Genomic DNA, 15,782 nt, shown 5'->3' with positions numbered 1-15,782 from the left:
ACAGGCCTGTTCTTCTTTATACTTTCTCAGTACGTTATGACTGCCGCAGTACCTGATGACCGTGTGAGAGCAGGGCGTCCGTCACTTTCCTCATCATCCGACTTTCCGGCGCGAAGCGGTGCCAGTAGAGCATCCGGCGCTGAAACAGCCCCGGCGTGAGGTCGATTAACTCGTTATTAGCAAGTTCTCTTTCGATTTGCAGATGTGGGATCATGCAGCAGGTCGTGCCTTGTCGCGCCAGTTGTACAAACGCTTCCGACGAATTCACGATGTGGCAAGGAACGCTGCCCGGTGACAAATCAAAGTTCTGCTGTAAGAAAGCCTGATGCATGTCATCCAGATGGTCGAAGGCGACCGCAGGGGCACGCAGCAGCGCCGAACGCGTTACGCCATTCGGGAAATAGCGGGCGGCAAAAGTCGGCGACGCGACAAACAGATAGTCCAGTGCCCCCAGTTTATCTACCAGACAGCTTGGCAGCGGCTGAGATTGAATACTCACCGCACCGACCACTTCACCCCGGCGCAGCCTTTCCTGCGTGCGCGTTTCATCTTCTACCTGCAAATTAAGACGAATGGGTGAATCGACCAACACCGGCTGTAACGCAGGCAGCAGCCAGGTTGCCAGGCTGTCGGCGTTCACCGCCAGCGACAGCAGCAGCGGAATGTCGCTGCTGGTTTCATTGCCCAGCCACTCTTCTTCCAGCAGCTCGACCTGATGCAGCAGAGCCAAGAGCTTCTGCCCTTGTTCCGTCGGCCGGGGCGGGATGGTTCTGACCAACAGCGGCTGGCCGAACAGATTTTCCAGCTGTTTAATACGCTGCGAAACGGCAGATTGGGTAATACACAATTTTTGGGCAGCGCGTTCAAAACCACGCTCGCGGATGACGGCATCCAGAGCCTGAAGCGTTCGATAGTCCGGGCGTTTCATGAAAAGTCAAAATCCCCTGAATGAGTCTGTTTTTTTCACTATGCCACATTTTGCTGATTTGCCATGCAGAAATCTTATTTTGGCTGTTGTGTGCAATCACGATTCAGCACGGTATGTGTGAAATAATGCATCGGCGGTGAGGTGAATTTGCACGCTTTCCCCAATAAGCATGTTCTATAATACGCACACGTTTTCGTATATCGATTCTACAGGCCAGAAGCAGATTATGACGCAAGATGAACTGAAAAAAGCAGTGGGATGGGCAGCGCTCGACTACGTCCGCCCAGACACCATTGTGGGAGTAGGAACCGGATCGACGGCCGCACACTTTATTGATGCGCTGGGTTCGATAAAACATCAAATCAAAGGCGCGGTTTCCAGTTCGGATGCCTCAACGGAAAAGTTGAAAAGTCTGGGTATCCCCGTTTTTGACGCTAATGATGTGGATTCGCTGGATGTCTACGTGGATGGCGCGGATGAGATCAACGGGCACATGCAGATGATCAAAGGCGGTGGAGCCGCGCTGACCCGCGAGAAAATCATTTCAGCACTGTCGCGCCAGTTCATCTGCATTGTTGATGCATCCAAACAGGTTGACGTGCTGGGCAAATTCCCGCTGCCGGTCGAAGTCATCCCGATGGCGCGGTCTTACGTGGCGCGTGAACTGGCGAAGTTGGGCGGGCAGCCGGTCTATCGTCAGGGCGTAGTGACGGATAACGGCAATGTCATTCTGGATGTACACAACCTGAATATCATGGATGCGGTCGCGGTAGAAAACCACATTAATGGAATCCCAGGCGTCGTGACCGTTGGGCTGTTCGCCAACCGCGGTGCAGATGTTGCGTTAGTCGGTACGGCTGAGGGTGTAAAAACCGTCGTTAGATGAGTACATGATCGTTCTGACGTGGCGGACGCCCACGTCAGAAATTTTTTAGCTAAAAAAATCTATTTAGTTAATAGCTCATTTTTGGTACTTAATATCACATTTTCTTATTTTGTTTATCGCCGATATGGCGATGCACATCTTTGGCAATATTTTTTGCCATAAATCAGGCGCGCTCGTCTGTGGCGCGATTTGGGCGAAGCAATCGTTTGTATTGCTGACTGCGTAATTTTTGTTATGTTGGCAGAAGCTATTGAGCACTCTGTCACATTTGAAGTCTGAAAATAAGGTCGGGAAATGGCAAAGGTATCATTGGAAAAAGACAAGATTAAGTTTCTGTTAGTGGAAGGCGTGCATCAGAGCGCGCTGGATAACCTGCGTGCAGCGGGTTACACCAACATCGAGTTCCATAAAGGTGCACTGGATCCAGAGGCGCTGAAAGCCTCCATCCGTGATGCGCATTTTGTGGGTATCCGCTCGCGTACCCATCTGACAGAAGAGATTTTTGCTGCTGCGGAAAAACTGATCGCGGTAGGGTGTTTCTGTATCGGGACTAATCAGGTTGAGCTGTCGGCCGCGACCAAACGCGGTATCCCGGTATTTAACGCACCTTTTTCCAATACCCGATCCGTGGCAGAAATGGTGATCGGCGAAATGCTGCTGATGCTGCGCGGTATCCCAGCGGCCAACGCGAAAGCGCACCGTGGTATCTGGCACAAGCTGGCTGTGGGATCGTTTGAAGCACGCGGTAAAAAGCTGGGGATCATCGGCTACGGCCATATCGGCACCCAGTTAGGTATTCTGGCTGAAAGCCTGGGCATGCACGTTTACTTCTATGATATCGAAAGTAAATTGCCGCTGGGTAATGCTCAGCAGGTGCGCCACCTGTCCGACCTGCTGAATATGAGCGACGTGGTGAGCCTCCACGTGCCAGAAAATGACAGCACGCAGGATATGATGGGGGCGGAAGAGCTGGCGCTGATGAAGCCGGGCTCAATCCTGATTAACGCCGCTCGCGGTACGGTGGTTGATATTCCTGCACTGTGTGACGCGTTGAGAAGCAAGCATCTGTCCGGTGCGGCGATTGACGTATTCCCACAGGAACCGGCAACCAACAGCGATCCGTTCCTGTCACCGTTGTGTGAGTTTGATAACGTGCTGCTGACGCCACATATCGGTGGTTCCACGCAGGAAGCGCAGGAAAATATCGGTGATGAAGTCGCCGGTAAGCTGGCGAAATATTCAGACAACGGCTCTACGCTGTCTGCGGTGAATTTCCCAGAAGTGTCGCTGCCTGTTCATGGCGCACGCGCAAGTCGCCTGCTGCACATCCATGAAAACCGTCCTGGCATGATTACCAAAATTAACCAGATCTTTGCTGAGCAGGGCATTAACATCGCCGCGCAGTATCTGCAAACGACACCTGAAATTGGTTATGTGGTGATTGATGTTGAAACTGACGGTGCGCAAACGGCACTGCAACTGATGAAGGCAATTCCTGGCACCATTCGTGCCCGTCTGCTGTTCTGATGTGTGATTGATTCGTGCGTTATTAATCAGCCCCGAAAGGGGCTGATTGCGTTATTACAGCGCGATAACGATCTTGCCGCGCATATGCCCTTCCAGCACTTTACCGTGAGCCTGCTTCAGCGTGTCTACCGTTAACCCTTGCAGCGTTTCGCTGGCGGTTCCCTGAAGTTTTCCTGCATCAACCAACTGTGCGACTTCGTGCAAAATACTCCCTTGTGCCGCGATATCCGGCGTGGTGAACATGCTGCGGGTAAACATTAATTCCCAATGCAGCGCCGCGCTTTTGAGTTTCAGCGCCGTCTGATCGAGCGGGTTTTTGTTTTCCACGATGGTGCAGATGTGCCCCATCGGCGCGATCAGTTTGCTGATGGCATCCCAGTGGCCGTCTGTATCGTTCAGACAGAAAATGTAATCGACCTGTTTGATCCCTTCTTTTTCCAGAGACTCGACCAGATTACGGTAATCGACGACCTTATGGGCACCGCGCTGGCGGCACCACTCTGCCGAGTCCGGCTGTGACGCGGTGGCGATGATGTTCACCGAACTGCGCAATGCCGCCAGAGAAATCGCGAGAGAGCCTACACCACCTGCGCCACCGATAATCAACAGCGTTTTCTCGCTGTCAGCCTGCTGTATTTTCAGATGCTCGAACAAGCCTTCCCATGCGGTCAGCGCCGTGAGCGGCAGTGCGGCCGCCGCTGCCCAGTCCAAAGACACAGGTTTGCGTGCCACGATGCGTGAATCAATTAACTGATGGGTGGTGTTGCTGCCGGGACGGGTGATGTCGCCAGCGTACCAGACTTCATCGCCTACCTGAAGGTCGTTCACAGCGCTGCCAGTTTTCAGCACGACACCGCTGGCATCCCAGCCGAGAATTCGGGGCTGCTGTAATCCATTCTGACGCAATCCAGCATGAACCTTGGTATCCACCGGATTGACGGAAATGGCTTTTACGCCGATCAACAGATCGTATTCACCGGGTTCGGGGATGTCCTGGGTGATGGCAATGAAATGATCTGGCTGTTGTGGATCAACGGCTATCGCATGAGCGGTCATGGTCTGTTCCTCATTATTTTCAGAATACGGTCTTGTTAATAGAGCAAAGTGTAGAACACGGAGATAGGACTGATAAGATGGACAATAAATAATGCAGTGTTCGTCTGGACTGAACAATCATGTTTAAACAGTTACAGGATATGGCGCTGTTTGCGCTGGTGGCCGAGTGTGGCAGTTTTACACAGGCGGCGCGTAAAGCCGGGCTGGCAAAATCCAGTCTGAGTCTGCGTATTAGCCAGCTCGAACAGCAGATTGGCCTGCGGTTGCTGAACCGAACGACGCGCCAGCTCAATCTGACGTTTGCAGGCGAGCGCTACCTGATTCACTGTCAGGAGATGCTGCAAGCCAGTGAGCGTGCCGATCTTGCCGTGCAGCGCTTGCGTGATAACCCCAGCGGGCGGCTGCGTATCACCAGCCCGGCGGGATTAGGTTCCACGTTGCTGGCGCGTCTCACCGCCGAGTTTCAGCAACGCTTTCCGGCGGTATCGCTGGATGTACTGATTTCAGATGACGTGATCGATCTGGTGCAGGAAGGCTTTGATGTCGCTTTTCGTACCGGTAAGCCTCATGACTCTTCACTTATCGGGCGTTCACTTGGGCAGACCCCACGATATTTGCTGGCATCGCCTGACTATCTGGCGCGGCACGAGGCATTACTCCACCCGCAGCAGCTTCAGCAGCACCGCTGCATTGCGCATCATGCCTGGACGGAGTGGCTCCTTCATCGCGGTTCGGAACTCTATCGCTGGTTACTGCCCGATTCGCATATTACGGATAACCTGCTTTACGCCCGCGAGTGCGCCATCGCAGGGGCGGGGATTACGCTACTGCCGGATTTTCTCTGTCGGGATGAGGCGGTTTCTGGCAATCTGGTCAGGGTCTTGCCGGATTGGCAGGCGGAAGCCAACGAGCTTTATCTGGTCTACCCTAGCCGTAAACTGAATTCGCCCGCACTGGCGTGTTTTATCGACTTTGTTTTACAACATCGTGCGCTGGATGATTACTCAACGTTTTTGAAAAAGCAGCTCTGATGGTCGTGCCTATAATATTCTTGTTTCATTTTTTTAGTTGTTTTTTAATTTTTATTGAAACGTGATTTCTATCAACTTATTTTAGGTACGCTTTAGGCTGAAAATGCCGATAACAATATTGGTTCCTTTTTGCTTTTTTTTATAAAAGGTTTGTTCTGCGTGGCATTATTGTCACGGTGATATCTGGGCTCTGCCGCACCTGTGATGGCAGAGATAATGTAGACCAGTGATGGTGAAAATGAGAATGCAACCGATGTCTATTCAAAAAGAGAAGTTGAGTTACATCAACAATATACGTCTCGTCTCGTTATTTATTACTCTTTTTTCAATTATCCTGATTTTATTTGCGCTTTCTATTGGCACAGCGAGTTATTTTTTAAAGCAGAGTAATAATTCACTCGATAAGGCTAATGAGTTGTCTGATATTCGCGCCGGTATTAGCAGCAGCCTCGATCAGTTACGCGTTGCCAGACTACTGCTTATTCAGGCTGGTGCAGCAAACCGTATTAGCGATCACGAGGTCTTTAAATCCGCTTCAGATCAGGCTGCTGGTCGAGTCAGAGCCTCGCAGAAGCGTTTGGATGAATACCTCGCGCGTCCAGATAAACTGGAGAGTGAAAGCGTGCTGGATGGCGAAATTCTTAAGGCGTACGCCGACTATCGCGATAACGCGATTCTTGCTATGCAGAAAGCAACCAGTGACGGGGAATTTGAAGATACAGTTACGCTGGAAAGTACGCTAGCTCGTCAGCTAGATGAAGCGTTCAGTGTTCCCGTACGCAAGAAAGTGACTGAACTCACGAAAGCCGCGCAGGATATCAACCTGCGTGCGGCGGAGAATGCCAAGCTGGGTTACTGGATGATGGCGGGCTCATTTGTCCTGTCTATCATTATGGCGATCATGGCTTACATCATGGTGCGCAATGTGATCCTCGCGCCAATCAACAGACTGGTTGAGCGTATCCAGAAGATTGCCGCAGGCGATCTGACGCAGCCGGCGATGGTGATGGGGCGTAATGAAATCGGCATTCTGGGGACGAATATCCAGAACATGCAGGCGGAACTGACGGATACGGTGACGATCGTGCGCGAAGGCGCGGATTCGATCTATCAAGGGTCGTCAGAAATTACGGCGGGTAACGTCGATCTTTCTTCACGCACCGAACAGCAGGCGGCCGCGCTGGAGGAAACCGCCGCGAGCATGGAACAACTGACCGCAACAGTGAAACAGAACTCTGACAATGCCCATCACGCCAGCCAACTGGCAAAAAATGCCTCTGAAAAAGCGGAGAAGGGCGGGCAGATCGTGAAGAACGTGGTGGATACCATGCAGGACATTTCTACCAGTTCACGCCGTATTTCCGAAATCACTTCCGTCATTAATAGCATCGCTTTCCAGACCAACATTCTGGCGCTGAACGCGGCGGTAGAAGCCGCGCGAGCGGGTGAACAAGGGCGTGGTTTTGCCGTGGTGGCGGGTGAAGTTCGTAGTCTGGCTCAGCGTAGCGCACAGGCAGCGAAAGAAATTGAAGGGCTGATTGGCGAATCGAGCCGGCTGGTGGATACAGGCTCTGGGCTTGTGTCTCAGGCGGGCACAACCATGGGTGAGATTGTCCGCGCGGTTGTCAGCGTGACCGACATCATGGGAGAAATTGCTTCCGCTTCTGACGAACAGAGCCGCGGCATCGGTCAGGTGAGTCAGGCCGTGTCTGAAATGGATAGTGCGACGCAGCAGAATGCGGCGTTGGTGCAGGAAGCCTCGGCAGCAGCCGTTTCACTCGAAGAACAGGCTGCACGTCTGACGCAGGCTGTCGCGGTATTCAAACTGGCTGGCGTGGCTCAGAGACTGAAATCATCCTTGCCGAAAGCTGCACCGCAACCGCGCTTAGCGCCAGCGATGGCTCTCGCCGGAGCCAGTAGCAAAGGCAGCGATAGTCAAAACTGGGAAACGTTCTGATCGGGTAAGTGAAACTGTAATTAGAAAGAAAAATGGCCCGCAATGCGGGCCATTTGTTTATCACGTCTGGTGACAGCTTATTTAGCGATCTTCTTGTATTTGATGCGGTGTGGTTCCAGCGCATCGGCACCCAGCGTACGCTTCTTGTACTCTTCGTACTCGGTAAAGTTACCTTCGAAGAATTCCACTTTACCTTCATCCTGATAATCCAGAATGTGCGTTGCGATACGGTCGAGGAACCAACGGTCATGCGAGATCACCATGGCACAGCCAGGGAATTCCAACAGGGCGTTTTCCAGTGCGCGCAGGGTTTCGATATCCAGGTCGTTGGTGGGTTCATCGAGCAGCAGCACGTTGCCGCCTACCTGCAACAGCTTCGCCAGATGCAGACGGCCGCGTTCACCACCGGATAGCTCGCCGACGCGTTTGCCCTGATCAACCCCTTTGAAGTTGAAACGGCCAACGTAAGCTCGGCTTGGCATTTCGGTGTTGCCGATACGCATGATGTCCTGCCCGCCAGACACTTCTTCCCAGACGGTTTTGCTGTTGTCCATCGCATCACGGAACTGGTCAACTGACGCCAGTTTTACCGTTTCGCCCAGCTCAATCGAGCCGCCATCTGGCTGTTCCTGACCGGACATCATGCGGAACAGGGTCGATTTACCGGCACCGTTCGGGCCAATAATGCCGACAATCGCGCCTTTCGGTACGGAGAAAGACAGCCCGTCGATGAGCTGACGTTCGCCGTAAGACTTGCTGAGGTTGGTGACTTCCACCACTTTATCGCCGAGACGAGCACCAGGCGGAATAAACAGTTCGTTAGTTTCGTTACGTTTCTGGTATTCCGTGTTGTTTAGCTCTTCAAAGCGTGCCAGACGTGCCTTACCTTTGGACTGACGGCCTTTAGCGCCTTGACGCACCCACTCCAGCTCTTTCTCAATGGATTTACGGCGTGCCGCTTCCTGAGAGGCTTCCTGTGCCAGACGCTGATCCTTCTGCTCCAGCCAGGAAGAGTAGTTGCCTTCCCACGGAATACCTTCGCCACGGTCCAGCTCCAGAATCCAGCCTGCGACGTTATCGAGGAAGTAACGGTCGTGGGTAATCGCCACCACGGTGCCTTCGAAATCGTGCAGGAAGCGTTCCAGCCAGGCGACAGATTCGGCATCCAGGTGGTTGGTTGGTTCGTCGAGCAGCAGCATGTCCGGCTTTTCCAGCAGCAGACGGCACAGCGCCACGCGGCGACGTTCACCCCCAGACAGGGTAGCGATTTTTGCATCCCACTCCGGCAAGCGCAGCGCATCGGCGGCACGCTCTAGTTGGTTATCCAGATTATGACCGTCGTGCGCCTGAATGACTTCTTCCAGTCGGCCTTGTTCAGCGGCCAATTTATCGAAGTCTGCATCCGGGTCGGCATACAGCGCATAGACTTCATCAAGACGCTTCAGCGCGGTGACGACTTCAGATACCGCTTCTTCTACGGATTCACGTACGGTGTGCTCCGTGTTTAACTGCGGTTCCTGCGGCAAATAGCCGATTTTGATTCCAGGTTGTGGGCGCGCTTCGCCCTCGATGTCCGTATCAATGCCAGCCATAATACGCAACAGCGTTGATTTACCGGCTCCGTTCAGACCCAACACGCCGATCTTGGCACCGGGGAAAAAACTGAGGGAGATGTTTTTCAGAATGTGACGCTTCGGCGGTACGACCTTACCGACGCGATGCATGGTATAAACATATTGAGCCACGTTGCGACTTCGCCTCTCTCTTATCTCTATGATTTGTCACCATAAGCGGGTGACCATATGTAGCACTGTGTTACCTAATACTAAATCGCTGCTAAGGAAATACCCTGGCAGCGGATCGATTATTCTAGGCGTATTACTCTAAGTATGAAGTGTAGCGGTTTTCAGCCTGCGATCCCAGCTATCCGGCGATTTGCCGTGGCCGATCTGAGACCTAGGCCCGCCTGATGAATTTCAGAATCGGTTTGCGGATCGGCATATCGTTGTCTGGCATGATGTGCCACACTGGATCTGCCCGATATATCCGTCATACTTCAAGTTGCTTGTGCGTTGGCTGCCCTTACTCACCCCAGTCACTTACCTGAGTAAGCTCCTGGGGATGAAATGAGAGACATCCTGTCTCTCACCGAAGGCCAGCCTTTGGCTGGTCAAATTCGTTCCCGACGAATTTGTCATGCAGTTGCCGCCTTCATGCAACTCGAATTATTTTGGGTATAGGATAGGGGTATCGATACGATGAAGGATGCCGATAGCAAGTTCGATAACGGATGAGGTTAATGCAGGTGATAAAAGCGGGTCATTGGTGGTACGCCGTTTCGGCGATATGTCTGGCTGGGTTTTCCGGCCATGTGCTGGCGGATTCTCTAGACGAACAGCGTCAGCGCTATCAGCAGGTTAAGCAAGCATGGGACAGCAACCAGATGGACACGGTGGCGCAGCTGATGCCAACGCTGCGCAGTTACCCACTTTATCCTTATCTTGAATACCGTTCGCTCACGCAGGATCTGAGTCAGGTCAGTGCGACGCAGGTGAAGCAGTTTATGGCAACGCACCCGACGTTGCCGCCCGCCCGTAATCTCTCTACCAGCTTTGTGAATGAACTGGCGCGTCGTCAGGACTGGATCGGGCTGCTGGCATTTAGCCCCCAGCCGCCGAAGCCGGTCAGCGCCCGCTGTAACTTTTATTACGCCCAGTGGGCAACCGGTCAGCGTCAGGGCGTGTGGGAAGCCACGCGTGATATCTGGCTGACAGGACGCTCTCTCCCTACTGTGTGCGATAAACTCTTCTCCGTCTGGCAGCAGGCGGGCGAGCAGACACCGCTGACGACGTTGGAACGCGCGCGTCTGGCAATGGACGAAGGCAGCGGCAGTCTGGTGAGCTATCTCATCAAGCAGTTACCCGACGATTATAAAACGATGGGCGATGCGTTGCTGAAACTTCAGAACGATCCCAACTCGTTGGAGAGCTTCGCCCGTACCGTCGGACCGACGGATTTTACGCGTAAAGTCACGCAGTCAGCCTTTACACGTACGGCGCGTCAGGATGCCGATAATGCCCGTTCAATGCTGCCGGTTATTGTCCGTTTGCAGAAAATGAGTGCCGCAGAGCGTCAGGCAATGGAAGAAACCATCGCCTGGCGTTTGATGGGCAACGATGCCACGCCAGAGCAGGCGCAGTGGCGGGATGACGTAGTGAGAAAGAGTACGTCGACTACGTTGCTGGAGCGCCGCGTACGTATGGCGTTGGGGGCAGGCGATCGTCAGGGGCTAACAAGCTGGATGGCGCGTTTACCGGCGGAGGCGCTACAGAAAGACGAATGGCGCTACTGGCGTGCGGCGGTGTTGTTGGATCAGGGCAAACGTCAGGAAGGCGAGACGCTATTACGCAGCCTGATGCAGGAGCGCGGGTTCTATCCGATGGCGGCGGCGCAGAAACTGAACGAGCGCTATCCCATTACTATCATGACGGCGGTGAAGCCAGATCCTTCTTTGTCTCAGCTACCGGAAATCACTCGCGTGCGGGAGTTGATGTTCTGGCAGATGGATAATCTGGCGCGCAGCGAGTGGGTCGGGCTGGTGGCGAATCGCAGCAAGCCGCAGCAGGAAGCGCTGGCTCGCTATGCGTTTGAGCAGCGCTGGGCGGATTTGAGCGTGCAGGCGACGATTGTCGCGAAGCTGTGGGATCATCTGGAAGAGCGCTTCCCGCTGGCCTGGAATAATGAATTCCGCCGTGAAACGCAGGGGAAAGGCATTAGCCAGAGCTATGCGATGGCGATCGCTCGTCAGGAGAGCGCCTGGAACCCGAAAGCACGTTCCCCGGTTGGCGCATCGGGCCTGATGCAGTTGATGCCAGCGACGGCGCAGCATACCGCTAAAATGAGCAATATCACGTTCTATACGAACAGCAGCCAGCTGTTTGATCCTGAAACCAATATTCTGTTGGGAACGAGCTATCTGGAGTACGTGTACCAGACATTTGGCCGTAACCGCATTCTGTCTTCAGCGGCTTATAATGCTGGGCCGTCGCGTGTGAATACCTGGTTGAAGAACAGTGCCGGGCGCATCGATCCCGTTGCGTTTATCGAAAGTATTCCGTTTTCGGAAACACGGGGTTACGTGAAAAATGTGCTGGCGTATGACGTCTTCTATCGCTATTTCCTTAATCAGCCAGCCAGTGTGCTGACGGATGCGGAATGGCAGCGGCGTTATTGAGACGCGGCGTTGCGCTCGTTGCCTGGAATTGTGTTATGCTGCCGTACTAGTTAAATAGTATGGCAGCCCGTTATGACTCCGTTATCGCTTATCGACCCAGCACTTTCTGAACAAGACAATGAGCACTGGTTACGCTTTGTCGCGCTATTGCAGCAGTCTATTGCGGAGGATCTTCAATTGCCGCTGCTTCAACTCCTGCTGACGCCGGATGAGCGTACAGCGTTGGGAACGCGGGTGCGAATTGTGCAGGAGCTAATGCGGGGTGAAATGAGCCAGCGTGAGTTGAAAAGCGAGTTAGGTGCGGGAATTGCGACGATTACGCGCGGTTCAAACAGTCTGAAAGCCGCGCCCCCGCGTTAAAAAGCTGGCTGGAAGCGCAGTTGCTGTCGGCAGATAAGCCGTTGAGTGACGACGCGTAACGATTACTGTTTCGCTGTCTGAACGGGAATCTGATAGATCGGGTTATGAAACGGCACCAGTGCCAGCAGCAATGCCTGATGATACACGCTAGTGCGTGATAATTTGCCGTCGGTGAAGACGCCGATGGCACCACCTTTATGTTTAATATTCTGAACGCCCGTCAAACGCTCCATTTCATCGCCTAATTCCCGCCCTTCACGGATACCATGTAATATACTTTCTGGAAGAACCAGGCTTGCAGAACGTGATTCGCCACGCAGGTGAGCATTTTCGATCACCATCCAGGCGAAAGTCATGCTTTCTTCAATGCCTGCTTCGACACCGACCCAAAAATCGGCTTCTGGGCGCACCTGGCGTGCCATCATGACGCGGTTTCTGGCGCCTGTACGGGTTTCGAGAGAGCCAAGAGGCTGGCGCGGGACACCACTGTCGACGTCAACGCCTTCGATGCGGCAGTTTTCTGCACCAAAGACATCGGTGAATGCCAGAGTAATAGCCTTAATCTTTGCCGGGTTGGTAGTTGCAGCAACAACGTGATACATAACAGTTTCGTACCTTTAGTTAATTTGACGCAGTATAACGGAAAATAACCATGTTACAGGTATATCTTGTTCGCCACGGCGAAACAGAATGGAATGTGGCTCGACGTATTCAAGGTCAATCGGACAGTGCGCTGACGCCAAGAGGTGAGCAACAGGCACAGCAAGTTGCTGAACGAATCAGGACGTTAGGGATTACGCATATTTTTACCAGCGATCTCGGAAGAACGTGTCAGACGACAGAAATCATCGCTAAATCTTGTGGTGATTGCCAGATAATCCTGGAGCCTGGGTTACGTGAATTGAACATGGGCGTCTTAGAAGCCCGAGATTTGGATTCGCTGACCCCCGAGGAAGAAAAGTGGCGTAAAGGGCTGGTGGATGGCACGCCCGATGGTCGCATCCCAGAAGGCGAGTCGATGGTTGATGTGGCATTGCGCATGCACGGCGTTCTGGAGCGTTGTCTGGCGTTGCCCGCGGGAAGTCGTCCTTTGCTGGTTAGCCACGGGATGGCGCTGGGGTGTTTGCTGAGCACGGTTCTGGGGTTACCCGCATCGGCTGAACGGCGCCTGCGTCTGCGCAACTGTTCCCTGTCGCGCATTGATTATCAGCAAAGCCCGTGGCTAGCACCCGGATGGGTGGTGGAAACGGCCGGAGATATCTCGCATTTGGATATTCCGGCACTGGATGAGTTACAGCGCTGAAAGCGGCTCGGTATGCTGGATGGGGATCAAATACTCGCAGCGGATGATCGCGGGTATTTCCCCATCTGTATCGCGGCTAGGGTGAAAACGCTCGGCATCAAACCCTTTGCGGCGCGTAAGCTGGAAGGTCGGCAGACAGGTGTCATACAGGCTGATAATAAAATCCTGTAGCTCGTCATTTGGCCCTTCAAAAACAAACATCGCGTAGTCGCCGCCCGGTAGCGTGGTGGGCTCGCCAGTGTGGACGTCATCGGGCAGATACTGTGGCTCAAGCGCGGTGGTGTAGAGTACTTCGTGTTCGTCGTCTTTCTCTTTACTCGGCCGTGAATGATGCAACCCGTAAAGTACGGGAGGAACGGAGCAGGTCTCTCCTAAAAACTGACGCCAATAGTGGACGCGAATTTCCGTACGGAAGTTACAAATCTGCTCCAGACAGCAGTTATAGGTTTGTGTTAGGCCAATAAGCTGCGTTTCTGGCAGGGTGACAAACTGTGGCTGTGGCAGGGTAAATGCACCAAGCCGGATCGGCGGACGAATGCCGAAAGTATTCCAGTTATCGGAACGACGATAAGACGCTGGCGTTTGTGCAAACTGTTTTTTGAACGCGCGGGTAAACGTCTGTTGCGAATCGAAACGGTATTGCAGGGCAATATCAAGGATAGGGCGACTGGTCAGGCAGAGTGCCACCGCCGCTTTGGTTAATCTCCGCGCTCGGATATATGAACCAATGGCATGGCCCGTCACATCTTTGAACATTCTTTGTAGATGCCACTTGGAATAACCCGCTTTCGCCGCCACATTATCGAGTGATAGCGGCTGGTCGAGATGGCTTTCCAGCCAGTTAAGCAAGTCACGTATGATACCGGCTTGATCCATAATCTTCCTCATCAAACACATTGAGCGCGAGCGTATTGAGATCCCGCATCATAGCAATATTTTCACTTTGGTACTGCCGAAGATTTTTGAAAATGTTCCGCAGGTAATTTGGATAAAGAGGGGGATTATAGCGGTTTGTTTTGCTCATACCCTTTTTAATTGTGGTTATTAATTGTTTGTCATGAATTGTCACAGGGCCTGAAATATGAACATAAAGCGCATCATGGGAGCGGGTCTGCTATTGCTATCTACCGCTGGTGTTGTCAGTGCGGAAGAAGTTGGATCTGTCGATACGGTCTTTAAACTGCTGGGGCCAGATCATAAGATCGTAGTGGAAGCGTTTGACGATCCGGATGTATCCAATGTGACCTGCTACATTAGCCGAGCTAAAACAGGCGGAATCAAGGGCGGATTAGGGCTGGCGGAAGACACGTCGGATGCGGCCATTTCCTGCCAGCAGGTTGGGCCGATTACGCTGTCTGATAAAATCAAAAACGGCGGCGATCGTGGGTCCGTGGTGTTCCAGAAAAGAACATCGTTGGTTTTCAAGAAATTGCAGGTTGTTCGATTTTACGATCAAAAGCGCAATTCGCTGATCTACCTTGCTTATTCTGATCGCTTAGTCGATGGTTCGCCGAAAAATGCGTTAAGTGCGGTGCCGGTTATGCCGTGGGGAAAGAGTGAATAACGTGCGGTAAGAAGGGAAAACAGCCGGGGCAGATGCCTGCTCCGGCTGAGGGGAATTAATTTTCCAGATCGCCGCAGAAGCGGTAGCCTTCGCCGTGGATCGTCGCGATGATTTCTGGCGTATCGGCTGTTGATTCAAAGTGCTTGCGGATACGACGGATGGTGACGTCAACGGTACGGTCGTGTGGCTTAAGCTCACGGCCCGTCATTTTCTTCAGCAGTTCTGCACGAGACTGAATCTTGCCCGGGTTTTCGCAGAAGTGCAGCATGGCGCGGAATTCACTGCGCGGCAGCTTGTATTGCTCGCCAGCCGGGCTAATCAGAGAACGGCTATTGATGTCCAGTTCCCAGCCGTTGAAGCGATAGCTTTCCACCAGACGACGCTCTTCCGTGCCACTGCCCAGATTCATGGTGCGTGACAGCAGGTTACGTGCGCGGATCGTCAATTCACGTGGGTTGAACGGTTTGGTGATGTAGTCATCCGCACCGATTTCCAGACCGAGGATCTTATCGACTTCATTGTCGCGGCCGGTGAGGAACATCAAGGCAACGGTGGCTTGCTCGCGCAGTTCACGTGCCAGCAACAGGCCGTTCTTCCCTGGCAGGTTGATGTCCATGATCACCAGATTGATGTCATTCTCGGACAAAATGTGGTGCATTTCTGCGCCATCAGTGGCTTCGTGAACAACGTATCCTTCCGCCTCAAAAATGCTTTTGAGGGTATTACGAGTTACTAGCTCGTCTTCAACAATAAGAATGTGCGGCGTCTGCATGTTTGCTACCTAAAATTGCCAACTTAAATTATAGAAATCGGAAGTACAGAAGTCGCTGTCATACCCTGCTGGCCCGCTGGCTACAACGCCAGTTATTCCGGGTATTTCCCTGGAGCTTACCGAGGTAAACTACGCTCTCGCTCAACGTCAGACTCAAGTACGTA

13 protein-coding genes and 1 pseudogene are annotated in these 15,782 nt (G+C 53.0%); 8 read left to right on the top strand and 6 right to left on the bottom strand.

Annotated features, from left to right (window positions below; translation table 11 throughout):
* Window positions 1-34: 34 nt before the first annotated feature.
* A complete protein-coding gene (locus tag EO763_RS19225) occupies window positions 35-928 on the bottom strand; it encodes a LysR family transcriptional regulator ArgP (RefSeq protein WP_161529915.1) in 894 nt (297 codons plus the stop codon).
* A gap of 226 nt (window positions 929-1,154) precedes the next feature.
* On the opposite strand from EO763_RS19225, the gene rpiA reads away from it, so the two are divergent.
* Together rpiA and serA are read left to right on the top strand one after the other, a co-directional pair.
* On the top strand, window positions 1,155-1,814 hold the full coding sequence (rpiA, locus tag EO763_RS19220; RefSeq protein ID WP_010300543.1) for a ribose-5-phosphate isomerase RpiA: 660 nt from the start codon (window positions 1,155-1,157) through the stop codon (window positions 1,812-1,814).
* A gap of 294 nt (window positions 1,815-2,108) precedes the next feature.
* Window positions 2,109-3,341, top strand: coding sequence for a phosphoglycerate dehydrogenase (serA, locus tag EO763_RS19215; RefSeq protein ID WP_161529914.1), 1,233 nt, complete (start codon window positions 2,109-2,111; stop codon window positions 3,339-3,341).
* Window positions 3,342-3,395: 54 nt separating this feature from the next.
* Here the strand turns inward: serA and EO763_RS19210 are convergent, their stop codons facing one another.
* Window positions 3,396-4,397, bottom strand: coding sequence for a zinc-binding alcohol dehydrogenase family protein (locus EO763_RS19210; protein ID WP_161529913.1), 1,002 nt, complete (start codon window positions 4,395-4,397; stop codon window positions 3,396-3,398).
* Between the two features lie 119 nt (window positions 4,398-4,516).
* Here EO763_RS19210 and EO763_RS19205 point away from each other — a divergent pair, with 119 nt between their 5' ends.
* A complete protein-coding gene (locus EO763_RS19205) occupies window positions 4,517-5,428 on the top strand; it encodes a LysR family transcriptional regulator (RefSeq protein WP_161529912.1) in 912 nt (303 codons plus the stop codon).
* 253 nt (window positions 5,429-5,681) lie between these two features.
* Window positions 5,682-7,385: a methyl-accepting chemotaxis protein gene (locus tag EO763_RS19200; RefSeq protein WP_161529911.1), complete on the top strand. Its 1,704-nt coding sequence runs from the start codon at window positions 5,682-5,684 to the stop codon at window positions 7,383-7,385.
* A gap of 77 nt (window positions 7,386-7,462) precedes the next feature.
* Here EO763_RS19200 and ettA read toward each other — a convergent pair whose 3' ends face one another.
* The gene (gene ettA / locus EO763_RS19195; RefSeq protein WP_010300532.1) at window positions 7,463-9,130 is read right to left on the bottom strand and encodes an energy-dependent translational throttle protein EttA; all 1,668 of its coding nucleotides are present in this window, start codon (window positions 9,128-9,130) and stop codon (window positions 7,463-7,465) included.
* 554 nt (window positions 9,131-9,684) lie between these two features.
* Between ettA and sltY the strand changes: the two genes are divergently transcribed.
* Together sltY and trpR are read left to right on the top strand one after the other, a co-directional pair.
* Window positions 9,685-11,619, top strand: a complete 1,935-nt coding sequence (gene sltY / locus EO763_RS19190; RefSeq protein ID WP_161529910.1) for a murein transglycosylase — start codon at window positions 9,685-9,687, stop codon at window positions 11,617-11,619.
* 72 nt (window positions 11,620-11,691) lie between these two features.
* Window positions 11,692-12,038, top strand: a pseudogene (gene trpR, locus EO763_RS19185) (trp operon repressor).
* 3 nt (window positions 12,039-12,041) lie between these two features.
* Here the strand turns inward: trpR and yjjX are convergent.
* Window positions 12,042-12,581, bottom strand: coding sequence for an inosine/xanthosine triphosphatase (gene yjjX / locus EO763_RS19180; protein ID WP_005973177.1), 540 nt, complete (start codon window positions 12,579-12,581; stop codon window positions 12,042-12,044).
* 50 nt (window positions 12,582-12,631) lie between these two features.
* Here yjjX and gpmB point away from each other — a divergent pair, with 50 nt between their 5' ends.
* The gene (gene gpmB, locus EO763_RS19175; RefSeq protein WP_161529909.1) at window positions 12,632-13,282 is read left to right on the top strand and encodes a 2,3-diphosphoglycerate-dependent phosphoglycerate mutase GpmB; all 651 of its coding nucleotides are present in this window, start codon (window positions 12,632-12,634) and stop codon (window positions 13,280-13,282) included.
* On the opposite strand, the gene robA is transcribed toward gpmB, so the two are convergent.
* Entirely contained in the window at window positions 13,271-14,158 is an 888-nt protein-coding gene (gene robA / locus EO763_RS19170) for an MDR efflux pump AcrAB transcriptional activator RobA (protein ID WP_161529908.1), read from the bottom strand. The genes gpmB and robA overlap by 12 nt on opposite strands.
* A 223-nt stretch (window positions 14,159-14,381) precedes the next feature.
* On the opposite strand from robA, the gene creA reads away from it, so the two are divergent.
* Complete coding sequence (gene creA / locus EO763_RS19165; RefSeq protein ID WP_425281367.1) at window positions 14,382-14,846, top strand: protein CreA; 465 nt, start codon at window positions 14,382-14,384, stop codon at window positions 14,844-14,846.
* A gap of 55 nt (window positions 14,847-14,901) precedes the next feature.
* On the opposite strand, the gene arcA is transcribed toward creA, so the two are convergent.
* Window positions 14,902-15,618 (bottom strand): two-component system response regulator ArcA, encoded by a 717-nt coding sequence (gene arcA / locus EO763_RS19160; protein WP_010300511.1) that lies wholly within the window; start codon window positions 15,616-15,618, stop codon window positions 14,902-14,904.
* Window positions 15,619-15,782 lie beyond the last annotated feature (164 nt).

It is taken from the genome of Pectobacterium odoriferum (assembly GCF_009931295.1).
Classification (GTDB): domain Bacteria; phylum Pseudomonadota; class Gammaproteobacteria; order Enterobacterales; family Enterobacteriaceae; genus Pectobacterium; species Pectobacterium odoriferum.
The sequence above is the reverse complement of the archived record's forward strand: the minus strand, read 5'-3'. Positions and strand labels throughout refer to the sequence as shown.